This is a genomic window from Pseudomonas sp. P179, assembly GCF_000478485.2.
GTDB classification, from domain to species: domain Bacteria; phylum Pseudomonadota; class Gammaproteobacteria; order Pseudomonadales; family Pseudomonadaceae; genus Pseudomonas; species Pseudomonas aeruginosa.
In genome coordinates, this window is record NZ_KI517354.1 from 3228215 (window position 1) to 3250658 (window position 22444).

Sequence of the window (22444 nt, forward strand, 5' to 3'; positions counted from 1 at the left end):
TCCGGAGATATCCACATGCAAGCCGCCACCGAAACCATCGTCGCGATCGCTACCGCCCAGGGCCGCGGCGGCGTGGGAATCGTCCGCGTCTCCGGACCTCTCGCCGGACAGATGGCCGTGGCCGTGAGCGGACGCCAGCTGAAAGCCCGGCATGCGCATTACGGACCGTTCCTCGATGCCGGTGGGCAGGTGATCGACGAAGGCCTGTCACTGTATTTCCCCGGCCCGAACTCGTTCACCGGCGAAGACGTACTCGAACTGCAGGGGCACGGCGGCCCCGTGGTACTCGACCTGCTGGTGCAGCGTTGTCTGGAACTGGGCGCCCGCCAGGCGCGACCGGGCGAGTTCAGCGAGCGCGCGTTCCTCAACGACAAGCTCGACCTGGCCCAGGCCGAAGCCATCGCCGATCTGATCGAGGCCAGCTCGGAGCAGGCCGCGCGCAATGCATTACGTTCCCTGCAGGGCGAATTCTCACGCCGGGTACATGCATTGACCGAGCAACTGATTTCCCTGCGCATCTATGTCGAAGCCGCCATCGACTTCCCCGAGGAAGAAATCGACTTCCTCGCCGATGGCCATGTACTGGGGCTTCTGGAAAAAGTACGCACAGAATTATCCACAGTGCAGCGCGAAGCTTCCCAAGGCGCCCTGCTGCGCGACGGCATGACCGTGGTCATCGCCGGACGACCGAATGCCGGCAAGTCCAGCCTGCTGAATGCCCTGGCCGGTCGCGAGGCGGCCATCGTCACGGACATAGCCGGCACCACCCGCGATGTATTGCGCGAACATATTCACATCGATGGCATGCCCCTGCATGTGGTGGACACCGCAGGCCTGCGGGATACCGAGGACCATGTGGAAAAGATCGGCGTGGAACGTGCGCTGAAAGCCATCGGCGAAGCCGATCGCGTGCTGCTGGTGGTGGACGCCACCGCCCCGGAAGCAGCGGACCCGTTTTCCCTATGGCCGGAGTTTCTCGACCAGCGACCGGAACCGGGCAAGGTCACCCTGATCCGCAACAAGGCGGATTTGTCCACAGAGTCCATTGGCCTCGAGGAAAGCGCGGACGGCCACGTCACCATCACCCTCTCGGCGCGCACCGGCGCCGGCCTGGAGCTGCTGCGCGAACACCTGAAGGCCTGCATGGGCTTCGAACAGACCGCGGAAAGCGGTTTCAGCGCCCGCCGGCGCCACTTGGAAGCGCTACGCCTGGCAGGGCAGGCGCTGGAGCATGGCCACAGCCAACTTATCCACAATGGCGCCGGCGAACTGCTGGCCGAGGATCTGCGCCAGGCCCAGCAGCACCTGGGCGAAATCACCGGCGCATTCACCCCCGACGACCTGCTGGGTCGCATCTTCTCGAGTTTCTGCATCGGCAAGTAATGGGGCTCGGCCCACGCCGAGTTGTGGATAACCAGGGCAAGGTTCGCTGCGTACTTTCCTTTCACTGTGCCCCTTGCCGCCGGCACTCAACCACGCAGGCATGGATTGCCGGCGCGCCGCTTCGTCCCCGAGAAAACCATCTGCGCCGATGTCGGTCTGCATGGGATGGATATCCACCTGGGAGAGGTTTATGCACAGGCACCGCGCTCCGATCCGGCGTCCGCGAAGGCGCTGCGCTGTGGTCAATCTCTATCTGCTCGCCCCTCTCGAACGGCGTATCTATCCCGTTGTCTCGCCTGGCGCTATCGCCACGCGCCGGGACGTTCCGTGCACGCAAGTCAACCCGGTAAGCGGTTTATCCACAAGCCTGGAAGAGATTCTGCGAAAAGAGCTGTTGCAGACCCTGGACTCCGTCGATACCGGCCAGGCGGGGCCCTCGCCTTCGGCTCCCAAGGCGTCCCACGGCGAGCACTCGGACACTACAGCATGGAGATCGTAGCCAACCTGGCGGTGTGGCTCGGCGGCGAATGCCAGGTCGGACAGATGATCGACTGGTTCGGCAGTTACGACCGCACTAGCGGGCTCAGTGCTCGGCTACTGCTGCGCAAACCCGCTAACGAGGGCTCCGAGCGGGATTTCCAGGTCTCCGCCAAGCGCCGCTTCGAGCGCCTGTCGTCATCCATCGATACGCTGGAAAGCGGCAACGACTGAGCCTTTCCCACGCCTTTCCATCTCCTTCTTCCTACCTGGCTGCGGTCCTGCCGCGGCCCGGATACGCTCGCCTGAAACCTGTGGAAAACCCCAGGGACAGGAGGGTAGATAAACCCGCCGAAGCTCTGTGCATAACTCCACATGTTGATAACGAGCCATTCCATCCACAGCTAAAAAACGCTTATCAACAGGGCCCAGATAGGGTTTGGGACAGCCTTATCATTCGCTACAGGCTATGTCTTTACTGGGCTCGAGGTACTTATCAACAGAAAAGCCGCTGCTAAGTAATAAACACAAGTTCTAAAAAGATATAAACATTCCTTTCCTTTTATTTTTTGTAAGCCCGCCGAGCCGTTTTGCTCCCTCGATCTGGATTGGCTATTTTTTGTCCAGGAGTCTTCATTCAGGTTCGCTAAATCCTTATACTGTCCGGCTTTCCTGAATTCCTGCTTCTGAACAGGCCGAGGTGCGTGGTGGATTTCCCTACCCGTTTTGACGTAATCGTGATCGGCGGTGGCCATGCAGGCACCGAAGCCGCACTCGCGGCTGCGCGCATGGGTGTGAAAACCCTGCTGTTGACCCACAATGTGGAAACCCTGGGGCAGATGAGCTGCAACCCCGCCATCGGCGGCATCGGCAAGAGCCATCTGGTCAAGGAAATCGACGCCCTTGGCGGCGCCATGGCCGAAGCCACCGACAAGGGCGGTATCCAGTTCCGCATCCTTAACAGCCGCAAGGGGCCGGCAGTGCGCGCCACTCGTGCACAAGCCGATCGCGTGCTCTATAAGGCCGCTATCCGCCATACACTGGAAAACCAGCCGAACCTGTGGATATTCCAGCAGGCCTGCGACGACCTGATCGTCGAGCAGGATCAGGTCCGCGGCGTAGTGACCCAGATGGGACTGCGCTTCCATGCCGACAACGTGGTCCTGACTACCGGCACCTTCCTCGGCGGACTTATCCACATCGGCCTGGAGAACTACTCAGGCGGACGCGCCGGCGACCCGCCGTCCATCGCACTGGCGCGTCGTCTGCGTGAATTGCCGCTGCGGGTCGGCCGGCTGAAGACCGGTACGCCGCCGCGGATCGACGGGCGCAGCGTGGACTTCTCGGTGATGACCGAGCAGCCGGGCGACACGCCGATCCCGGTGATGTCCTTCCTCGGTTCGAAGGAACAGCATCCCGAGCAGGTCAGTTGCTGGATCACCCATACCAACGCCCGGACCCACGAGATCATCGCCGCCAATCTCGATCGTTCGCCGATGTATTCCGGTGTGATCGAAGGCATCGGCCCGCGCTACTGCCCTTCGATCGAAGACAAGATCCATCGCTTCGCCGATAAGGAAAGCCACCAGGTCTTCCTCGAGCCGGAAGGCCTGACGACCCACGAGCTGTATCCCAACGGCATTTCCACGTCCCTGCCGTTCGACGTGCAACTGCAGATCGTGCGTTCCATCCGTGGCATGGAAAACGCCCACATCGTGCGGCCGGGCTATGCGATCGAGTACGACTTCTTCGATCCCCGCGATCTCAGGTACAGCCTGGAGACCAAGGTCATCGGCGGCCTGTTCTTCGCCGGCCAGATCAACGGCACCACCGGCTACGAGGAAGCTGGCGCCCAGGGCCTGCTGGCCGGCGCCAATGCTGCGTTGCGTTCGCAAGGCAAGGACAGCTGGTGCCCGCGCCGCGACGAGGCCTACATCGGCGTGCTGGTGGACGACCTGATCACGCTCGGCACCCAGGAGCCGTACCGCATGTTCACCTCGCGGGCGGAATACCGCCTGATCCTCCGCGAGGACAACGCCGACCTGCGTCTCACCGAGAAGGGACGCGAGCTGGGCCTTGTCGACGATCGGCGCTGGGCTGCCTTCGAAGCCAAGCGCGAAGGTATCGAACGCGAGGAACAGCGGCTGAAGAGCACCTGGGTGCGGCCGAATACCCCGCAGGGCGACGCCATCGCCGAGCGCTTCGGTACGCCGCTGACCCATGAATACAATCTGCTCAACCTGCTGAGCCGCCCCGAGATCGATTACGCCGGCCTGGTGGAGATCACCGGCAACGCTGTGGATAACCCCCAGGTGGCCGAGCAGGTGGAGATTCGCACCAAGTACGCCGGCTACATCGACCGCCAGCAGGAGGAAATCTCCCGTCTGCGCGCCAGCGAAGATACCCGCCTGCCTGTGGATATCGATTACCTGGGGATTTCCGGCCTGTCGAAGGAAATCCAGAACAAGCTGAACCAGGCCCGTCCGGAAACCCTCGGACAGGCTTCGCGGATCCCCGGCGTCACGCCGGCTGCGATTTCGCTGTTGTTGATCCACCTGAAGAAGCGTGCCTCTGGCCGCCAACTGGAGCAGAGCGCTTGATGTCTGCGGTAACCCAACACCACGCCGACGAACTCGCGCGCGGTGCTGACGAGCTAGGCGTCGCCCTCGACGCCGACAAGCAACGCCAGCTGCTGGCCTACCTGGCCCTGCTGATCAAATGGAACAAGGCCTACAACCTGACCGCCGTACGCGACCCGGACGAGATGGTTTCGCGCCACCTGCTCGACAGCCTGAGCATCGTGCCTTATGCCGAGGCTGGGGATAACTGGCTGGATGTCGGCAGCGGCGGCGGCATGCCCGGCGTGCCGCTGGCCATTCTGTTCCCGGAAAAGCGCCTGACCCTGCTCGACAGCAACGGCAAGAAGACCCGCTTCCTGACCCAGGTGAAGCTCGAACTGAAGCTGGCCAACCTCGAAGTCGTGCACAGCCGGGTGGAAGCCTTCCGTCCCGAGAGCCCCTTCGATGGCATCGTTTCCCGCGCTTTCAGCAGCCTGGAGGACTTCGCCAACTGGACCCGCCACCTCGGTGGCCAGGAAACCCGCTGGCTGGCGATGAAGGGCGTGCATCCGAACGAAGAGCTGGCGGCACTCCCGGAGGATTTCCGGGTCGAAGCCGAGCACGCGCTGGCGGTACCCGGTTGCCAAGGTCAGCGGCATCTGCTGATACTGCGGCGCACAGCATGAGGGGGAACAGGGATAACCATGGCTAAGGTATTCGCGATCGCCAACCAGAAAGGCGGTGTCGGCAAGACCACGACCTGTATCAACCTCGCGGCCTCCCTCGTGGCGACCAAGCGCCGCGTCCTCCTGCTGGACCTGGATCCCCAGGGCAACGCCACCACCGGCAGCGGCATCGACAAGCACAACCTGGAGCACTCCATCTACGACGTGCTCACCGGCGAGTGCAACCTCGCCGAGGCCATGCAGTTCTCCGAACACGGCGGCTACCAGTTGCTGCCGGCCAACCGCGACCTGACCGCCGCGGAAGTGGTGCTGCTGGAAATGGACATGAAGGAAAATCGCCTGCGCAACGCGCTGGCGCCGATCCGCGAGAACTACGACTACATCCTCATCGACTGCCCGCCGTCGCTGTCGATGCTCACCGTCAACGCGCTGACCGCCGCCGACGGCGTGATCATCCCCATGCAGTGCGAGTACTACGCGCTGGAGGGGCTGACCGACCTGATGAACAGCATCCAGCGCATCGGCCAGTTGCTCAACCCGACGCTGAAGATCGAGGGTCTGTTGCGGACCATGTACGATCCGCGCATCAGCCTGACCAACGATGTCTCCGCGCAGTTGCAGGAGCATTTCGGCGACACCCTCTACAGCACCGTCATCCCGCGTAACGTGCGCCTCGCCGAAGCCCCCAGCTTCGGCATGCCGGCGCTGGTTTACGACAAGCAATCCCGCGGCGCCATCGCCTACCTGGCGCTGGCCGGCGAGCTGGTCCGCCGCCAGCGCGCCAAAGGCCGCGCCGCAACCGCATAAGGAACCCGCATGGCAGCCAAGAAACGTGGACTGGGACGCGGGCTCGATGCCCTGCTGGGCGGCTCGAGTCCCGCCAAACTGCAGGAGGAAGCCGTACAGGCCGACCGCCGCGAGTTGCAGCAGATCCCCCTCGACCTGATGCAGCGCGGCAAGTACCAGCCGCGTCGCGACATGGACCCTCAGGCGCTGGAGGAACTGGCGCAGTCGATCAAGGCCCAGGGCGTGATGCAGCCCATCGTGGTGCGGCCGATCGCCAATGGCCGCTACGAGATCATTGCCGGCGAGCGGCGCTGGCGGGCCAGCCAGCAGGCCGGACTGGAAAAGATCCCGGCGCTGGTGCGCGACGTGCCGGACGAAGCGGCCATCGCCATGGCGCTGATCGAGAACATCCAGCGCGAGGACCTCAACCCGATCGAGGAAGCCGCTGCCCTGCAGCGCTTGCAGCAGGAGTTCCAGCTGACCCAGCAGCAGGTCGCGGAAGCGGTCGGCAAGTCGCGCGCGACCATTACCAACCTGCTGCGCCTGATCGGCCTGCCGGAAGAGATCAAGACCCTGCTTTCCCATGGCGACCTGGAGATGGGCCATGCCCGTGCGCTCCTCGGTCTGCCGGCAGAACGGCAGGTGGAAGGGGCGCGACATGTTGTCGCACATGGGCTGACCGTACGTCAGACCGAAGCCCTGGTTCGGCAGTGGACGCATGCCCCTGGCAAGCCTGCGGGACCGGTCAAGAGCGACCCGGACATCGCCCGCCTGGAACAGCGCCTGGCCGAGCGCCTGGGCGCTTCGGTGCAGATCCGGCATGGTCAGAAGGGCAAGGGACAGTTGGTCATCCGCTACAGCTCCCTGGATGAACTGCAGGGCGTTCTCGCCCACATCCGTTGACACACTTTGGGTTGTAGCGGGTAGTCGGAAATCACTACCAGCCAGTTGAACAGGGGGGACTCCCCCCCTATACTCTGCGCGCTATTTTGTGGGCACTTTTTATGCCAAGTCGTTGATTTGGCAGTGCCGACACCAGAAGACTGAGAGCGCGATGGAGTCCCGCATGCCAAGTCGCCTGCCGGCATTCAGATTGCTGCTCGTCCAACTGGTAGTAGTGCTTGTTGCTGCGATCTCCCTGTGGATTTCTTGGGGACCGGTAGCCGGATATTCCGGACTGCTGGGAGGGATGATCGCCTGGTTGCCGAATTGTTATTTCGCCTACAAGGCGTTCCGTTTCAGCGGAGCGCGGGCTGCCCGGGAAATCGTTCGCTCTTTCTATGCGGGCGAAGCCGGGAAACTGATTCTGACGGCGGTGCTCTTCGCACTGGCGTTCGCAGGCGTGAAGCCACTGATGGCGCCGGCTCTGTTCGGTGTCTATCTGCTGACCCTGATGGTCAGCTGGTGCGCACCCCTGCTGATGGGAAAAACATTTACAAGACCTTAGAGCGATTGAGGCAAACATGGCAGCAGAAACCGCTTCGGGTTACATCCAGCACCACTTGCAGAACCTGACCTTCGGGCGTCTGCCTAATGGTGATTGGGGGTTCGCCCACACCGCCGAGCAAGCCAAGGAAATGGGCTTCTGGGCATTCCACGTAGACACCCTGGGCTGGTCGGTACTGCTCGGCGTGGTGTTCCTGTTCATCTTCCGCCTGGCAGCCAAGAAGGCCACCAGCGGCCAGCCGGGTGGACTGCAGAACTTCGTCGAGGTGATGGTCGAGTTCGTCGACACCAGCGTCAAGGACACCTTCCACGGGCGCAACCCGTTGATCGCGCCCCTAGCCCTGACCGTGTTCGTCTGGATCTTCCTGCTCAACCTGATCGACCTGGTACCGGTGGACTACCTGCCGATGCTGGCCGCGAAGATCACCGGCGACGAGCACCTGTTCTTCCGCGCGGTGGCCACCACCGACCCGAACGCCACCCTCGGCCTGTCGATCTCGGTGTTCGCGCTGATCGTCTTTTACAGCATCAAGGTCAAGGGCATCGGCGGCTTCCTCGGTGAACTGACCCTGCACCCCTTCAGCAGCAAGAACATCGTCGTTCAGATCCTGCTGATTCCGGTGAACTTCCTGCTCGAGTTCGTGACCCTGATCGCCAAGCCGGTTTCGCTGGCGCTGCGTCTGTTCGGCAACATGTATGCCGGCGAACTGATCTTCATTCTGATCGCCGTCATGTTCGGTAGCGGAATGTTCCTGCTGAGTGCCCTGGGCGTAGCCCTGAACTGGGCGTGGGCTGTGTTCCACATCCTGATCATCACCCTGCAGGCCTTCATCTTCATGATGCTGACCATCGTCTACCTGTCGATGGCGCACGAAGACAACCATTAATCGATTCGCTTCAACCTTTAACCAACACGACAAAAAGTCGGGAGGAAAAATGGAAACTGTAGTTGGACTGACTGCTATCGCCGTTGCTCTGCTGATTGGCCTGGGTGCCCTGGGTACCGCCATCGGTTTCGGTCTGCTGGGTGGCAAGTTCCTGGAAGGCGCAGCTCGTCAGCCTGAAATGGTTCCGATGCTGCAGGTGAAAATGTTCATCGTCGCCGGCCTGCTGGACGCCGTGACCATGATCGGTGTGGGTATCGCCCTGTTCTTCACCTTCGCGAATCCCTTCGTTGGTCAAATCGCCGGCTAATCACTCGAATCATTCGATTTGAGTGTTTGACGGACAACGAACGAGCGAGGTGTTGGCGTGAACATTAATGCAACCCTGATTGGCCAGTCCGTTGCGTTCTTCATCTTTGTGCTGTTCTGCATGAAGTTCGTGTGGCCTCCGGTCATCGCGGCTCTGCAAGAGCGTCAGAAGAAGATCGCTGACGGCCTGGACGCTGCCAACCGCGCGGCTCGTGATCTGGAGCTGGCTCATGAGAAAGCGGGCCAGCAACTGCGCGAAGCCAAGGCTCAGGCAGCCGAAATCGTCGAACAGGCGAAGAAACGCGCTAACCAGATCGTCGATGAAGCCCGCGACCAGGCCCGTACCGAAGGCGAACGCCTGAAGGCCCAGGCCCAAGCGGAAATCGAACAGGAACTGAACAGCGTCAAGGACGCCCTGCGTGCCCAAGTGGGTGCCCTGGCCGTCACCGGCGCAGAGAAGATCCTGGGTGCTTCGATCGACGCAAACGCGCACGAGCAGCTGGTTTCCAAACTGGCAGCCGAGATCTAAGCGAGGGCGCTATGGCAGAACTGACCACGTTGGCTCGTCCCTACGCAAAGGCGGCTTTCGAGTACGCCCAGGCTCATCAGCAACTGGCCGATTGGTCGGCTGCGCTGGGTGTGCTGGCCGCAGTGTCGCAGGACGACACCGTGCGCCAGCTGCTCAAAGAGCCTCAGCTGACCTCTTCGGCCAAGGCCCAGAGCCTGATCGATGTGTGCGGCGACAAGCTGAATGCACCAGCCCAGAACTTCGTCCGGACTGTGGCTGAGAACAAGCGGCTCGAACTGCTGCCGACCATCGCTGAGATGTACGAGCAGTTGAAGGCCGAGCAGGAAAAGTCGGTCGAGGTAGAAGTCACCAGTGCCTTCACCTTGAGCAAAGAACAGCAGGACAAACTCGCCAAGGCTCTCAGCGCCCGGCTCAGTCGCGAAGTGCGGCTACATGCGTCGGAAGACGCGAGCCTGATCGGCGGCGTGATCATTCGCGCCGGTGACTTGGTAATCGATGGCTCGGTGCGCGGCAAGCTCGCGAAACTGGCCGAAGCGTTGAAATCTTGAGTTTGAAGGGGCAGCGGCATGCAGCAACTCAATCCTTCCGAAATTAGTGAAATCATCAAGGGGCGCATCGAGAAACTCGACGTCGCCTCCCAAGCACGAAACGAAGGCACCATCGTCAGCGTGTCCGACGGTATCGTGCGCATCTACGGTCTGGCCGACGTCATGTACGGCGAGATGATCGAGTTCCCGGGCGGCGTCTACGGTATGGCGCTGAACCTGGAGCAGGATTCCGTGGGTGCCGTGGTCCTGGGTGAATACCAGGGCCTCGCCGAAGGCATGAACGCCAAGTGCACCGGGCGCATCCTGGAGGTTCCGGTCGGTCCGGAACTGCTGGGTCGCGTAGTCGACGCACTGGGCAATCCGATCGACGGCAAGGGTCCGATCGACGCCAAGGCCACCGACGCGGTCGAGAAGGTCGCTCCGGGCGTGATCTGGCGTAAGTCGGTAGACCAGCCGGTACAGACCGGCTACAAGTCGGTCGACGCCATGATCCCGGTAGGCCGTGGCCAGCGCGAGCTGATCATCGGCGACCGCCAGATCGGCAAGACCGCCCTCGCGGTCGACGCCATCATCAACCAGAAAGACAGCGGCATTAAGTGCGTCTACGTGGCCATCGGCCAGAAGCAGTCCACTATCGCCAACGTCGTACGCAAGCTGGAAGAGAACGGTGCCCTGGCCAACACCATCGTGGTCGCCGCCAGCGCTTCCGAGTCCGCCGCCCTGCAATACCTGGCGCCGTACTCCGGTTGCACCATGGGCGAATACTTCCGCGATCGCGGTGAAGACGCCCTGATCGTCTACGACGACCTGTCCAAGCAGGCCGTGGCTTATCGCCAGATCTCCCTGCTGCTGCGCCGTCCGCCGGGTCGCGAAGCCTACCCGGGCGACGTGTTCTATCTCCACAGCCGTCTGCTGGAGCGCGCTTCCCGCGTTTCCGAAGAGTATGTCGAGAAGTTCACCAACGGCGCCGTGACCGGCAAGACCGGCTCGCTGACCGCGCTGCCGATCATCGAGACCCAGGCCGGCGACGTTTCCGCGTTCGTTCCGACCAACGTGATCTCGATCACCGACGGCCAGATCTTCCTGGAATCCGCCATGTTCAACTCGGGTATCCGTCCGGCCGTCAACGCCGGTATCTCGGTATCCCGCGTAGGTGGCGCGGCCCAGACCAAGATCATCAAGAAGCTGTCCGGCGGCATCCGTACCGCTCTGGCCCAGTACCGTGAACTGGCGGCCTTCGCCCAGTTCGCCTCGGACCTGGACGAAGCGACCCGCAAGCAGCTGGAGCATGGTCAGCGCGTTACCGAGCTGATGAAGCAGAAGCAGTACGCGCCGATGTCGATCGCCGAGATGTCGCTGTCCCTGTATGCCGCCGAGCGTGGCTTCCTGCAGGACGTCGAAATCGCCAAGGTCGGTAGCTTCGAGCAGGCGTTGATCTCCTACTTCCAGCGCGAGCATGCCGCTCTGCTGGCGAAGATCAACGAGAAAGGTGACTTCAACGACGAAATCGACGCGGGCATCAAGGCCGGCATCGAGAAGTTCAAGGCCACCCAAACCTGGTAAGCCGCAGCGGGAGCCGCGAGGCTCCCGCCTGCTAACCCGATAGGTGTCAAATGGCAGGCGCAAAAGAGATTCGCAGCAAGATTGCGAGCATCAAAAGCACGCAAAAGATCACCAATGCCATGGAAAAAGTGGCGGTGAGCAAGATGCGCAAGGCACAAATGCGCATGGCGGCCGGCCGTCCCTACGCGGAGCGTATTCGCCAGGTGATCGGCCATCTGGCCAACGCCAACCCGGAATACCGTCACCCGTTCATGGTCGAGCGTGAAGTCAAGCGCGTCGGCTACATCGTGGTGAGCAGTGACCGTGGTCTGTGCGGCGGTCTGAACATCAACCTGTTCAAGTCCCTCGTCAAGGACATGAGCGGCTACCGCGAGCAAGGGGCGGAAATCGACCTTTGCGTGATCGGTAGCAAGGGCGCTTCGTTCTTCCGCAGTTTCGGCGGCAACGTCGTGGCAGCTATCAGCCACCTCGGCGAAGAGCCTTCGATCAACGACCTGATCGGCAGTGTCAAGGTGATGCTCGACGCATACCTCGAAGGCCGTATCGATCGCCTGTTCGTGGTCTCCAACAAGTTCGTCAACACCATGACCCAGAAGCCGACCGTGGAACAGCTGATTCCGCTGGTGGCCGATGACGATCAGGAGCTGAAGCACCACTGGGACTATCTCTACGAACCCGACGCCAAGTCGCTCCTCGACGGGCTGCTGGTGCGTTACGTGGAATCCCAGGTGTACCAGGCCGTGGTTGAGAACAACGCCTGTGAGCAGGCGGCCCGGATGATTGCAATGAAGAACGCTACCGACAACGCCGGCGAGCTGATCAGCGATTTGCAGCTGATCTACAACAAGGCGCGTCAGGCGGCGATCACCCAGGAAATCTCGGAAATCGTCGGCGGCGCTGCCGCGGTGTAAGAACAGGTTCAAAATTCAGAGGAACCAGACATGAGTAGCGGACGTATCGTTCAAATCATCGGCGCCGTGATCGACGTGGAATTCCCGCGCGATGCCGTGCCGAGCATCTATGAAGCCCTGAAGGTTCAGGGCGTTGAAACCACCCTGGAAGTCCAGCAGCAGCTGGGCGACGGCGTGGTTCGTTCCATTGCGATGGGTTCCACCGAAGGCCTCAAGCGTGGCCTGAACGTGGACAGCACTGGTGCTGCCATCTCCGTGCCGGTCGGTAAAGCGACCCTGGGCCGGATCATGGACGTACTGGGTAACCCGATCGACGAAGCCGGTCCCATCGGCGAAGAAGAGCGCTGGGGCATCCACCGCGAAGCTCCGTCCTATGCCGACCAGGCTGGCGGCAACGAGCTGCTGGAAACCGGCATCAAGGTGATCGACCTGGTCTGCCCGTTCGCCAAGGGCGGCAAGGTAGGCCTGTTCGGCGGCGCCGGCGTGGGCAAGACCGTCAACATGATGGAACTGATCCGTAACATCGCCATCGAGCACAGCGGTTATTCCGTGTTCGCGGGTGTGGGCGAGCGTACTCGTGAGGGTAACGACTTCTACCACGAGATGAAGGACTCCAACGTACTGGACAAGGTAGCCCTGGTATACGGCCAGATGAACGAGCCGCCGGGCAACCGTCTGCGCGTCGCACTGACCGGCCTGACCATGGCCGAGAAGTTCCGTGACGAAGGCCGTGACGTTCTGTTGTTCATCGACAACATCTACCGTTACACCCTCGCCGGTACCGAAGTATCCGCACTGCTGGGCCGTATGCCGTCCGCGGTGGGCTATCAGCCGACCCTGGCCGAAGAGATGGGCGTTCTGCAGGAGCGCATCACCTCCACCAAGAAAGGCTCGATCACCTCGATCCAGGCCGTATACGTTCCCGCGGACGACCTCACCGACCCGTCCCCGGCGACCACCTTCGCCCACCTGGACGCGACCGTCGTACTGTCCCGTGACATCGCCTCGCTGGGTATCTACCCCGCGGTCGACCCGCTGGACTCCACCTCTCGCCAGCTCGATCCGCTGGTGATCGGCCAGGATCACTACGACACCGCTCGCGGCGTCCAGTATGTTCTGCAGCGCTACAAGGAGCTGAAGGACATCATCGCGATCCTGGGCATGGACGAACTGTCCGAAGCCGACAAGCTGCTGGTGGCGCGCGCTCGTAAGATCCAGCGCTTCCTGTCCCAGCCGTTCTTCGTAGCGGAAGTCTTCACCGGCTCGCCGGGCAAGTACGTTTCCCTGAAGGACACCATCGCTGGCTTCAAGGGCATTCTCAACGGCGACTACGATCACCTGCCGGAGCAGGCGTTCTACATGGTCGGCGGTATCGAAGAAGCAGTCGAGAAAGCCAAAAAACTGTAATCCTGTGCGCCCGGCGACGGGCGCTCATGTGAGGCAAGCGTATGGCCATAACAGTCCATTGCGACATCGTCAGCGCCGAGGCGGAGATCTTCTCCGGCCTGGTCGAGATGGTTATCGCGCACGGCGCTCTGGGTGACCTGGGTATCGCCCCGGGCCACGCGCCGCTGATCACCGACCTGAAACCGGGCCCCATCCGCCTGGTCAAGCAGGGCGGCGAGCAGGAGGTGTACTACATCTCCGGCGGTTTCCTCGAAGTCCAGCCGAACATGGTCAAGGTCCTCGCCGACACCGTGGTTCGTGCCGGCGACCTCGACGAAGCGGCCGCCCAGGAAGCCCTGAAGGCTGCCGAAAAGGCGCTGCAGGGCAAGGGCGCCGAGTTCGACTACAGCGCCGCTGCCGCGCGTCTGGCCGAAGCCGCAGCCCAGCTGCGCACCGTCCAGCAACTGCGCAAGAAGTTCGGCGGCTGATTTCCAGCCGGTACTTCTAGCGGTGTCAGGGAAAAGGGTAGCCTGTGGGCTACCCTTTTTTCGTTTTGCATCTTCACTCACAGGTTTTGCCTGTGACCACCAGGAACGGTAGTCCAGTCCATGTCCCTTGAAATCGTGATTCTCGCCGCCGGCCAGGGCACCCGCATGCGTTCGGCCCTGCCCAAGGTCCTCCATCCCATTGCCGGCAAGCCGATGCTCGGCCACGTCATCGACTGCGCGCGCCAGTTGCAGCCGGAACGGATCCACGTGGTGATCGGCCACGGCGCGGATCTGGTGCGTGAGCGGATGGCCGCCGACGACCTGAATTTCGTGCTCCAGGCCGAACAGCTCGGTACGGGCCATGCGGTGGCCCAGGCCCTGCCGTTCCTCAGTGCAGACCAGGTGCTGATCCTCTACGGCGACGTGCCGCTGATCCAGCTGGACACCTTGCAGCGCCTGCTGGCGCAAGTCACCCCGGACCAGTTGTCGTTGCTCACCGTCGACATGCTCGACCCCACCGGCTACGGCCGCATCGTCCGTGACGACCAGGGCGCGGTGCAGGCCATCGTCGAGCACAAGGACGCGACCCCGGCGCAGCGCCAGATCGGCGAGATCAACACCGGCATCCTCGCGGTGCCGGGCAAGCGCCTTGCCGACTGGCTCGGCCGCCTGTCCAACGACAACGCCCAGGGCGAGTACTACCTGACCGACGTGATCGCCATGGCGGTCGGCGACGGCCTGGTGGTGGCCAGCGCCCAACCGCTGGACGCGATGGAAGTGCAGGGCGTCAATGACCGCATGCAACAGGCCCAGCTGGAGCGTCACTACCAGCGCCTGCGCGCAGAGGAGCTGATGCGCCAGGGCGTGACCCTGCTCGATCCGCAGCGCCTGGATGTCCGTGGCGAAATCTCGGTCGGCCGCGACGTGCTGATCGACGTCAATGTGGTGCTGGAAGGCCGCGTGGTGATCGAGGACGACGTGCGCATCGGACCGAACTGCGTGATTCGCGACAGCGTCCTGCGGCGTGGCGCGGTGATCAAGGCCAACAGCCACCTGGAAGGCGCGGAGCTGGGCGAGGGTAGCGATGCCGGTCCGTTCGCCCGCCTGCGTCCGGGCAGTGTGCTCGGCGCTCGGGCCCATGTCGGCAACTTCGTCGAACTGAAGAATGCCCGCCTGGGCGAGGGGAGCAAGGCCGGCCACCTGAGCTACCTGGGCGATGCCGAGCTGGGCGCCAACTGCAACATCGGCGCCGGCACCATCACCTGCAACTACGATGGCGCGAACAAGTTCCGCACCGAGCTGGGCGATGATGTGTTCATCGGCTCGAACAACTCGCTGGTGGCGCCGCTGAAGATCGGCGATGGCGCGACGACCGCGGCCGGCTCCACCATCACCCATGAGGTTCCGGCGAAGAACCTGGCCTTCGGCCGCGCCCGGCAGAAGAACCTGGAAAACTGGAAGCGCCCGGAAAAAATCAAGAAGTAACGGAGCGGCACGGATGCCGAAGCCTGCGAAACGGATCGTGCTGGGGCTGCTCATAGCCTGGGCGGTGCTGCCCGAATGGCCGCGGATACCCGTCGAAGGCGCCAGTGCCCGCGACTGGAATCCGCGAACCTTCTGGTTCGAGCCCTGGGGGCGCTCCGGAGTGCACAAGGGCATCGACATCTTCGCCCGCAGCGGCACCCCCGTACGCTCCGCCAGCTACGGCCTGGTGCTCTATCGCGGGGAGATCGCCCTCGGCGGCAAGGTCGTCCTGGTGCTGGCGCCCAAGTGGCGCCTGCATTACTACGCCCATCTCGATAGCCTCGACGCCTATCCGGGCCAGCCGGTCCTTGCCGGTTCCCGCCTGGGTACGGTCGGCACCACCGGCAACGCGCGCGGCAAGCCGGCCCACCTGCACTACGCGATCATCACCTTGCTGCCCTATCCCTGGCTGGCCGACGACAGCACCCAGGGTTGGAAGAAGATGTTCTACCTCGATCCCGATACGGTACTGCCGAGCCGATGAAAAGTCATTGACGGGAAGCGCCGGATAAGTTTTGATTCGCACACTTTTCTTTCGAAACGAAACTTAAGTGATCTCGAAACGTAATACGCCGCAACGTCGCCATGCCATCCTCGCGCTGCTTTCCGAGCAGGGCGAGGTCAGCGTGGACGCACTCGCCAAGCGCTTTTCCACCTCGGAAGTGACCATCCGCAAGGACCTCGCCGCCATGGAAAGCCACGGCCTGCTGTTGCGTCGCTACGGCGGTGCGGTGCCGATGCCGCAGGAACTGATCGGTGAAGCTGCGCAGCCCGTCTCGCCCTACAAGCAGGCTATCGGTCGCGCCGCCGCGGCGCGCATCCGCGAGCATGCGCGGATCATCATCGACAGTGGCAGCACCACCGCGGCGATGATCCCCGAACTCGGGCACAAGCCGGGCCTGGTGGTGATGACCAACTCGCTGAACGTGGTCAACGCCCTGCGCGAACTGGAGCACGAGCCGGTGCTGCTGATGACCGGGGGGACCTGGGATCCGCATTCCGAGTCGTTCCAGGGGCAGGTTGCCGAGCAGGTGCTGCGTTCCTATGACTTCGACCAACTATTCATCGGTGCCGACGGCATCGATCTCGAACGCGGGACGACCACGTTCAACGAATTGCTGGGCCTGAGCCGGGTGATGGCCGAGGTCGCCCGCGAGGTGATCGTCATGGCCGAGGCCGACAAGGTCGGTCGGCGCATTCCCAACCAGGAATTGCCCTGGAGCAGCATCCATACCCTGATTACCGACGAGCGCCTGGAATCTTCCGCGCGCGAACAGATAACCGCCCGGGGCGTCACGCTGATCTGCACCCCGGTCGAGGCCTGAAAGGAGAAAGACCCCATGTGTGGAATCGTAGGCGCGATCGCCGAGCGCAACATCACCCCCATCCTTATCGAAGGCCTCAAGCGCCTCGAGTATCGCGGCTACGACAGCGCCGGCGTGGCGGTCTTCGATAACGAAGGCAGGCTGCAGCGCTGCCGCCGGGTCGGCAAGGTCGCCAGCCTGGAGGAAGGCCTGGCCGGTACGCCGCTGCTCGGCCGCCTGGGCATCGCCCATACCCGCTGGGCGACCCACGGCGCGCCAACCGAAGGCAACGCCCACCCGCATTTCTCCAGCGACGAAGTGGCGGTGGTGCACAACGGCATCATCGAGAACCACGAACCTCTCCGTGAGCGGCTCAAGGGCCTGGGCTACGTGTTCACCTCGCAGACCGACACCGAGGTCATCGTCCACCTGCTGCACCACAAGCTGCAGTCCATCGGCGACCTGACCCTGGCGCTGAAGGACGCGGTCAAGGAATTGCACGGGGCCTATGGCCTGGCAGTGATCAGCGCGGCGCAGCCGGACCGCATCGTCGCCGCTCGCAGCGGCAGCCCGCTGGTGATCGGCCTCGGGCTTGGCGAGAACTTCCTCGCTTCCGACCAACTGGCGCTGCGCCAGGTGACCGACCGCTTCATCTACCTGGAAGAAGGCGATATCGCCGAGATCCGTCGCGACAGCGTGCGCCTGTGGGATGTCCAGGGCAACGACGTGCAGCGCGAGACCGTGCAGTACCACGAAGGCGCCGAAGCCGCCGACAAGGGCGAGTACCGGCACTTCATGCTCAAGGAAATCCACGAGCAGCCCAGCGTCGTGCAGCGCACCCTGGAAGGCCGCCTCGGGCAGAACCAGGTACTGGTGGAAAGCTTCGGTCCGCAGGCGGCGGAGCTGTTCGCCAAGGTCCGCAACGTGCAGATCGTCGCCTGCGGCACCAGTTACCACGCCGGCATGGTCGCCCGTTACTGGCTGGAAAGCCTGACCGGGATTCCCTGCCAGGTGGAGGTCGCCAGCGAGTTCCGCTACCGCAAGGTCGCGGTGCAGCCGGATTGCCTGTTCGTCACCATCTCCCAGTCCGGTGAGACCGCCGACACCCTGGCTGCCCTGCGCAACGCCAAGGAGCTGGGCTTCCTCTCCAGCGTGGCGATCTGCAACGTTGCCACCAGTTCGCTGGTGCGCGAATCCGACCTGACCCTGCTGACCCAGGCCGGCCCGGAAATCGGCGTGGCCTCGACCAAGGCCTTCACCACCCAGTTGGTCGCCCTGCTGCTGCTGACCCTGGGCATCGGCCAGGTGCAGAAGCGCCTGGCCGATGGCGTCGAAGCCGAGCTGGTGGACGAACTGCGTCGCCTGCCGACCCGGCTGGGCGAGGCGCTGGCGATGAACCGGACGGTGGAGAAGGTTTCCGAGCTGTTCGCCGAGAAGCACCACACCCTGTTCCTCGGCCGTGGCGCGCAGTTCCCGGTGGCCCTGGAAGGCGCGCTGAAGCTCAAGGAAATTTCCTATATCCATGCCGAAGCCTACCCGGCCGGCGAACTCAAGCATGGCCCGCTGGCGCTGGTGGACAGCGACATGCCGGTGGTTACCGTGGCGCCGAACAACGAGCTGGTGGAGAAGCTCAAGTCGAACCTGCAGGAAGTCCGCGCCCGCGGCGGCGAACTGGTGGTGTTCGCCGACGAAGGCGCGGGCATCGAGGCTGGCGAGGGCACCCATGTGGTGGGCATGCCGCACATCGGCGACGTGCTCTCGCCGATCCTCTACACCATCCCGTTGCAATTGCTCTCGTACCATGTCGCCGTGCTCAAGGGCACCGACGTCGACCAGCCGCGCAACCTGGCCAAGTCGGTCACCGTCGAGTAACGCCGGCCGCGTGCCCGAGAAGCCGGGGCAGGCATGCGGCCCCGGCGCTCGCCGTCAATCGCGCAACGGCAGCGCTTCGTTGCTCCTGCGGCTGGCGAACCAGTCCAGCACGGTGAACCAGGCGCCGATGCCCAGGCCGATGCCCAATACCCACAGGGTGGCGGGCGGCCCCTTCAGCTCCAGCAGTCGCACAGCCAGGGGCACGCTGGCGAGAATGGCGATGTTGTTGAACGTCTCGGCGAACGACAGCACCATGCCCTTGTCCGGCCCGGAGCGCGAGGCGAGTACCACCGTGCCCGCCGGCGCGCCCAGGCCCAGCGCGGCGCCCCAGGCGCCCAGGCAGCAGAGCGCCACGGGTAACGGTAGCGGCAGGAGCATGAAGGTCGACATCGATAACACCAGGAGCGCCAGCACCAGCAGGAGCATGTCTTCGTCGCGCTTCAGATAACGTCGCAGGTAACCCGCGGCGAGGTTGCCCACGGCCAGGCCCACGCCGAAGGCGGCGATGCTGACGCCTATCTGCGCGGTGCTGAAGCCGTAGCGCTGGCGCAGCACCTCTCCCGAGAGAAGCAGGCCGGCGACCCCGGTGCCGTTCCAGGCACCCTTGGCGATCAGTGGCCTGAGGATGCTCCATTGCCTGCACCAGCCCAGCGCATGGCCCTCGGCGCGCGGTGCCACGGCTTGCACGGGAAGGCGCTGGCGTGCCATCAGGAAGACCAGCACGCAACCGCACGAGACCAACAGGAAGGGCGCCGCCCAGCCGAAGAAGTCCGAGAGGAGGCCGGCCAGTGCCGGGCCGGCGGCAATGCCGAGGGTCATGCCGAGCATCACCTGGCCCATGGCACCGGCCTGTCTTTGCGGGGCGACCACCTCCGCGACCAGGGCGAAGGTGGTCGGGATGATGATTGCCGAGGCGATGCCCCCGATCACCCGCAGGACGACGGCAATTTCCAGGGTCGGGGCGATGACGATGGCCAGAGTATCGACCGCGAAGAGGACCAGGGCGAGCAGCAGCAGCTTCCTGCGTTGCATGCGGTCGGAGAAGTAGCCCAGCAACGGCGCGGCGATCGCATAGGAGAACGCGTAGCTGGAGATCAGCCAAGCGGCGCCGCTGGTAGTGGTGTGGAACGCCTGCGCCAGCGGCCCGAGCATGGAGGACAGCATGAACTCGGTCACGCCGACGAAGAATACGGCCATCGACAGGGCCAGCAGGAACAGGCCGTCGAGCTTCTGTGAAGGCGGGGAAATTTTCTGGTTCATGATGTTCTCTTTGGCTGAATGAGCGGACGAACGCCAAGGGGGCGCCGGCTCGTGGAGCCGGCGCCAGGGTCAGGGATGAACCGCTCGGGCTATGGAGGGCATGGCTGTTTGGTTGATGCAGGAACGGCGGGGAGAAAAGAAGAGAACGGAGGGAGATTCTGGGGGCCAGTGCACGATTTCGAAGAAGGCTTCGGCGTATCGCCTCAAGCGGCTCTCCCCGGAATCCGCTCGGGGCTCGGGAGTGCTGGAGAAACTATCCTACCGGAACGTTAGCCGAATTTTGCACTCCTGCCGGATATGGCGACGTTCGCTCCCACTTTGGATTGATACTCGGATCAGACCATGTCCGGCAACCGGTCAGCGGAACGGTTTCCAGAAGCGCTCCAGCGCCGCCGCCAGCAGTTCCGTATCGCCGCGCGAGTCGCCCCAGGCGCGCAGGGAGTATTGGGTCAGCGGACCGTAGTGCCGCTCCAGGCGGCAGACTTTCTCGTCGCGCCGGCAGTTGCGGCCGACGATCCTGCCGGTCAGTACGCCGTCTACCACTTCCAGCTCGGTGGCGATCAGGTGCACGCCGAGCTTCTCGGCGAACGGCCTGAGTAGCAGCGAAGGGGAGGCGGAACAGATGGTCACGGTGCTGCCGCTGCTGACCTGGTCGGCCACCGCGGTCAATGCGTGGGGACGCATCAGTGTTTCCCAGAAGCGGTTCTGGTAGGCCAGCGCCCGCTCTTCCAGCACATCTACGGGCACATCGGTGAGGAAGGTGGCGATCAGGCGCGCCTTCAGGTCGTCGCGGTCGATACGCCGGCAGAGATAGGCCAGGCTGGGTCCTGCCATGCGCAGCATGCGGCGGACGAACACCCGGTTGCCGAAGGCGAAACGCAGGAAGGGCACGAAGCTGTCTCGGTATGTCAGGGTACCGTCGAAGTCGAACACGGAGAGAAAGCGTACTTCGCGTGTTTCGAGGGATACGGTCTCGTTCATCGGCATTCCTTATGTCGCTTCCGCTTCCTTTGACAGGGTGTATGCGTCATTCCGTTATTGCAGCAAGGGAAAGTTTGTATATCAGAACTGTCAACTATCCATGGGCAGACTGGCTGCTAACCTGAATCGGAGTGCTCAGGGGTTTTGCATCGATAGATAGGAGGCTAAGTAGTCGATAGCAAAACTCTATCAGGTACTGGACTATAGTGTTCCCGTCTTGTGACCAGGAGGTTTGGCATGATTGCACAGCTCCCCTCTGAGTTGCTGTCCCTGCAACTGCCGTTGCGGATCCGCATCGGCGATGCTCAGGCGTTCGATCTGGGGCCGGATCCACAGGTAACCATGGTCATTCGCGACCCCTCGCTGCTAACCGAGATCACCCATCCCAGCCTCGATGCGCTGGGCAAGGCCTACGTCGAGAAGCGTCTCGACATCGAAGGACCGATCAGCCAGGTCATCGGTATCGGCGATGCCCTCAGCGAAGCGCTCGGCGGACCCGATGGCGCCGCGCCGCCGGTTCGCGAAAGCCACGACAAGGTCACCGACGCCGAAGCCATCCATTACCACTACGACCTGTCCAACGACTTCTACCAGCTCTGGCTGGATCCGGAAATGGTCTATTCCTGCGCCTATTTCGAGACCGGCAAGGAAGACCTCGCCACTGCGCAACTGGCCAAGCTCCGCCACCTGTGTCGCAAGCTGCGACTGCAGCCGGGCGAGAAGCTGCTCGATGTCGGTTGCGGCTGGGGGGGCCTGGCGCGCCTGGCCGCTCGCGAGTTCGGCGTCGAGGTCACTGGCATCACATTGAGCAAGGAGCAGCTGGCGCTCGGGCGGAAGCGGGTCAAGGCCGAAGGCCTGGAGGACCGGGTCACCCTCAAGCTGCTGGACTACCGCGACCTGCCGCGCGATGGTCGCTTCGACAAGGTGGTCAGCGTCGGCATGTTCGAGCACGTCGGGCACGCCAACCTGGGGCTGTACTTCCAGCAACTCTACGATGCGGTGCGTCCCGGCGGCCTGGTGATGAACCACGGCATCACCTCGCGCTACACCGACGGCCGCCCGGTGGGCAAGGGGGCCGGCGACTTCATCGATCGCTACGTGTTTCCCCACGGCGAGCTGCCGCACCTGTCGCTGGCGGTGGCGCGGATGAGCGAAGCCGGGCTGGAAGTAGTCGACGTGGAAAGCCTGCGTCTGCACTACGCCCGGACCCTGGACTTTTGGAGCGCCAACCTGGAAGCCAGGCTGAAGGAGGCGGCTCGCCTGGTGCCCGAGGAAACCCTGCGGATCTGGCGGCTGTACCTGGCCGGATGTGCCTACGGCTTCAAGCGCGGCTGGATCAACCTGCACCAGATCCTCGCCATTCGCCCCCACGAGGATGGCTCCCACGAGCTGCCCTGGTCGCGGCGCGACCTGTACGCCTGAACGCCGGCGACCGGCTCCCTTGCGGAGCCGGTCGCGCAATCGGTCCTTGCTGATTGTCCTGCGTGGCGGGGCGGTCTAGTCTGCACGAAGTCCTGCGCGGTCGAAGGAAGCCGGGACGCTTCCGCGA

22 protein-coding genes are annotated in these 22444 nt (G+C 63.3%); 20 read left to right on the plus strand and 2 right to left on the minus strand.

Annotation, left to right across the window (positions count from 1 at the left end; translation table 11 throughout):
• Nucleotides 1-15 precede the first annotated feature (15 nt).
• The 19 genes from mnmE (at nt 16) to glmS (ending at nt 18654) form a co-directional block, all read left to right on the plus strand.
• Nucleotides 16-1383 carry a tRNA uridine-5-carboxymethylaminomethyl(34) synthesis GTPase MnmE gene (gene mnmE / locus HMPREF1224_RS27435; RefSeq protein WP_003100248.1) on the plus strand — a complete coding sequence of 456 codons (1368 nt, stop codon included), beginning with the start codon at nt 16-18 and terminating at the stop codon, nt 1381-1383.
• Between the two features lie 486 nt (nt 1384-1869).
• Nucleotides 1870-2094, plus strand: coding sequence for a hypothetical protein (locus HMPREF1224_RS45655; protein ID WP_003100246.1), 225 nt, complete (start codon nt 1870-1872; stop codon nt 2092-2094).
• Between the two features lie 473 nt (nt 2095-2567).
• The gene (gene mnmG / locus HMPREF1224_RS27445; RefSeq protein ID WP_003114649.1) at nt 2568-4460 is read left to right on the plus strand and encodes a tRNA uridine-5-carboxymethylaminomethyl(34) synthesis enzyme MnmG; all 1893 of its coding nucleotides are present in this window, start codon (nt 2568-2570) and stop codon (nt 4458-4460) included.
• Complete coding sequence (gene rsmG, locus HMPREF1224_RS27450) at nt 4460-5104, plus strand: 16S rRNA (guanine(527)-N(7))-methyltransferase RsmG (protein WP_003100242.1); 645 nt, start codon at nt 4460-4462, stop codon at nt 5102-5104. The genes mnmG and rsmG overlap by 1 nt, the downstream gene beginning before the upstream one ends.
• Before the next feature lie 18 nt (nt 5105-5122).
• The gene (gene soj, locus HMPREF1224_RS27455; protein ID WP_003097243.1) at nt 5123-5911 is read left to right on the plus strand and encodes a chromosome partitioning protein Soj; all 789 of its coding nucleotides are present in this window, start codon (nt 5123-5125) and stop codon (nt 5909-5911) included.
• Nucleotides 5912-5920: 9 nt separating this feature from the next.
• Complete coding sequence (locus tag HMPREF1224_RS27460; RefSeq protein ID WP_003100240.1) at nt 5921-6793, plus strand: ParB/RepB/Spo0J family partition protein; 873 nt, start codon at nt 5921-5923, stop codon at nt 6791-6793.
• Between the two features lie 163 nt (nt 6794-6956).
• Complete coding sequence (locus tag HMPREF1224_RS27465) at nt 6957-7337, plus strand: F0F1 ATP synthase subunit I (protein ID WP_003097239.1); 381 nt, start codon at nt 6957-6959, stop codon at nt 7335-7337.
• Between the two features lie 16 nt (nt 7338-7353).
• Complete coding sequence (atpB, locus tag HMPREF1224_RS27470; protein ID WP_003100237.1) at nt 7354-8223, plus strand: F0F1 ATP synthase subunit A; 870 nt, start codon at nt 7354-7356, stop codon at nt 8221-8223.
• A gap of 49 nt (nt 8224-8272) precedes the next feature.
• Entirely contained in the window at nt 8273-8530 is a 258-nt protein-coding gene (gene atpE, locus HMPREF1224_RS27475) for a F0F1 ATP synthase subunit C (protein ID WP_003097235.1), read from the plus strand.
• 57 nt (nt 8531-8587) lie between these two features.
• Nucleotides 8588-9058, plus strand: coding sequence for a F0F1 ATP synthase subunit B (locus HMPREF1224_RS27480; RefSeq protein ID WP_003100235.1), 471 nt, complete (start codon nt 8588-8590; stop codon nt 9056-9058).
• Nucleotides 9059-9069: 11 nt separating this feature from the next.
• Nucleotides 9070-9606, plus strand: a complete 537-nt coding sequence (locus tag HMPREF1224_RS27485) for a F0F1 ATP synthase subunit delta (RefSeq protein WP_003097135.1) — start codon at nt 9070-9072, stop codon at nt 9604-9606.
• A gap of 18 nt (nt 9607-9624) precedes the next feature.
• A complete protein-coding gene (gene atpA / locus HMPREF1224_RS27490) occupies nt 9625-11169 on the plus strand; it encodes a F0F1 ATP synthase subunit alpha (protein ID WP_003097134.1) in 1545 nt (514 codons plus the stop codon).
• A 50-nt stretch (nt 11170-11219) separates the two neighbouring features.
• Complete coding sequence (atpG, locus tag HMPREF1224_RS27495; protein ID WP_003097132.1) at nt 11220-12080, plus strand: F0F1 ATP synthase subunit gamma; 861 nt, start codon at nt 11220-11222, stop codon at nt 12078-12080.
• 30 nt (nt 12081-12110) lie between these two features.
• Nucleotides 12111-13487 carry a F0F1 ATP synthase subunit beta gene (gene atpD / locus HMPREF1224_RS27500; protein ID WP_003097130.1) on the plus strand — a complete coding sequence of 459 codons (1377 nt, stop codon included), beginning with the start codon at nt 12111-12113 and terminating at the stop codon, nt 13485-13487.
• A 41-nt stretch (nt 13488-13528) separates the two neighbouring features.
• Nucleotides 13529-13954, plus strand: a complete 426-nt coding sequence (locus tag HMPREF1224_RS27505; RefSeq protein ID WP_003097128.1) for a F0F1 ATP synthase subunit epsilon — start codon at nt 13529-13531, stop codon at nt 13952-13954.
• Nucleotides 13955-14074: 120 nt separating this feature from the next.
• On the plus strand, nt 14075-15439 hold the full coding sequence (glmU, locus tag HMPREF1224_RS27510; RefSeq protein WP_003114651.1) for a bifunctional UDP-N-acetylglucosamine diphosphorylase/glucosamine-1-phosphate N-acetyltransferase GlmU: 1365 nt from the start codon (nt 14075-14077) through the stop codon (nt 15437-15439).
• A gap of 13 nt (nt 15440-15452) precedes the next feature.
• The gene (locus tag HMPREF1224_RS27515) at nt 15453-15962 is read left to right on the plus strand and encodes a M23 family metallopeptidase (RefSeq protein ID WP_003114652.1); all 510 of its coding nucleotides are present in this window, start codon (nt 15453-15455) and stop codon (nt 15960-15962) included.
• A 67-nt stretch (nt 15963-16029) separates the two neighbouring features.
• On the plus strand, nt 16030-16803 hold the full coding sequence (locus tag HMPREF1224_RS27520) for a DeoR/GlpR family DNA-binding transcription regulator (protein WP_003114653.1): 774 nt from the start codon (nt 16030-16032) through the stop codon (nt 16801-16803).
• 15 nt (nt 16804-16818) lie between these two features.
• A complete protein-coding gene (glmS, locus tag HMPREF1224_RS27525) occupies nt 16819-18654 on the plus strand; it encodes a glutamine--fructose-6-phosphate transaminase (isomerizing) (protein ID WP_003114654.1) in 1836 nt (611 codons plus the stop codon).
• Between the two features lie 54 nt (nt 18655-18708).
• Here the strand turns inward: glmS and HMPREF1224_RS27530 are convergent, their stop codons facing one another.
• Together HMPREF1224_RS27530 and HMPREF1224_RS27535 are read right to left on the minus strand one after the other, a co-directional pair.
• Entirely contained in the window at nt 18709-19914 is a 1206-nt protein-coding gene (locus tag HMPREF1224_RS27530; protein WP_003114655.1) for an MFS transporter, read from the minus strand.
• Between the two features lie 357 nt (nt 19915-20271).
• The gene (locus HMPREF1224_RS27535; RefSeq protein ID WP_004351894.1) at nt 20272-20895 is read right to left on the minus strand and encodes an HAD-IB family phosphatase; all 624 of its coding nucleotides are present in this window, start codon (nt 20893-20895) and stop codon (nt 20272-20274) included.
• Nucleotides 20896-21132: 237 nt separating this feature from the next.
• Here HMPREF1224_RS27535 and cfaB point away from each other — a divergent pair, with 237 nt between their 5' ends.
• On the plus strand, nt 21133-22317 hold the full coding sequence (gene cfaB / locus HMPREF1224_RS27540; protein ID WP_010793612.1) for a C17 cyclopropane fatty acid synthase CfaB: 1185 nt from the start codon (nt 21133-21135) through the stop codon (nt 22315-22317).
• Nucleotides 22318-22444: the final 127 nt, after the last annotated feature.

Excerpts from the sequence above, each read along its gene's own strand:
- mnmE (WP_003100248.1), top strand. The coding sequence starts at position 16 with ATGCAAGCCGCCACCGAAACCATCGTCGCGATCGCTACCGCCCAGGGC.
- HMPREF1224_RS45655 (WP_003100246.1), top strand. The coding sequence starts at position 1,870 with ATGGAGATCGTAGCCAACCTGGCGGTGTGGCTCGGCGGCGAATGCCAG.
- rsmG (WP_003100242.1), top strand. The coding sequence starts at position 4,460 with ATGTCTGCGGTAACCCAACACCACGCCGACGAACTCGCGCGCGGTGCT.
- soj (WP_003097243.1), top strand. The coding sequence starts at position 5,123 with ATGGCTAAGGTATTCGCGATCGCCAACCAGAAAGGCGGTGTCGGCAAG.
- HMPREF1224_RS27460 (WP_003100240.1), top strand. The coding sequence starts at position 5,921 with ATGGCAGCCAAGAAACGTGGACTGGGACGCGGGCTCGATGCCCTGCTG.
- HMPREF1224_RS27465 (WP_003097239.1), top strand. The coding sequence starts at position 6,957 with ATGCCAAGTCGCCTGCCGGCATTCAGATTGCTGCTCGTCCAACTGGTA.
- atpB (WP_003100237.1), top strand. The coding sequence starts at position 7,354 with ATGGCAGCAGAAACCGCTTCGGGTTACATCCAGCACCACTTGCAGAAC.
- atpE (WP_003097235.1), top strand. The coding sequence starts at position 8,273 with ATGGAAACTGTAGTTGGACTGACTGCTATCGCCGTTGCTCTGCTGATT.
- HMPREF1224_RS27485 (WP_003097135.1), top strand. The coding sequence starts at position 9,070 with ATGGCAGAACTGACCACGTTGGCTCGTCCCTACGCAAAGGCGGCTTTC.
- atpA (WP_003097134.1), top strand. The coding sequence starts at position 9,625 with ATGCAGCAACTCAATCCTTCCGAAATTAGTGAAATCATCAAGGGGCGC.
- atpG (WP_003097132.1), top strand. The coding sequence starts at position 11,220 with ATGGCAGGCGCAAAAGAGATTCGCAGCAAGATTGCGAGCATCAAAAGC.
- atpD (WP_003097130.1), top strand. The coding sequence starts at position 12,111 with ATGAGTAGCGGACGTATCGTTCAAATCATCGGCGCCGTGATCGACGTG.
- HMPREF1224_RS27505 (WP_003097128.1), top strand. The coding sequence starts at position 13,529 with ATGGCCATAACAGTCCATTGCGACATCGTCAGCGCCGAGGCGGAGATC.
- glmU (WP_003114651.1), top strand. The coding sequence starts at position 14,075 with ATGTCCCTTGAAATCGTGATTCTCGCCGCCGGCCAGGGCACCCGCATG.
- HMPREF1224_RS27515 (WP_003114652.1), top strand. The coding sequence starts at position 15,453 with ATGCCGAAGCCTGCGAAACGGATCGTGCTGGGGCTGCTCATAGCCTGG.
- glmS (WP_003114654.1), top strand. The coding sequence starts at position 16,819 with ATGTGTGGAATCGTAGGCGCGATCGCCGAGCGCAACATCACCCCCATC.
- HMPREF1224_RS27530 (WP_003114655.1), bottom strand. The coding sequence starts at position 19,914 with ATGAACCAGAAAATTTCCCCGCCTTCACAGAAGCTCGACGGCCTGTTC.
- HMPREF1224_RS27535 (WP_004351894.1), bottom strand. The coding sequence starts at position 20,895 with ATGAACGAGACCGTATCCCTCGAAACACGCGAAGTACGCTTTCTCTCC.
- cfaB (WP_010793612.1), top strand. The coding sequence starts at position 21,133 with ATGATTGCACAGCTCCCCTCTGAGTTGCTGTCCCTGCAACTGCCGTTG.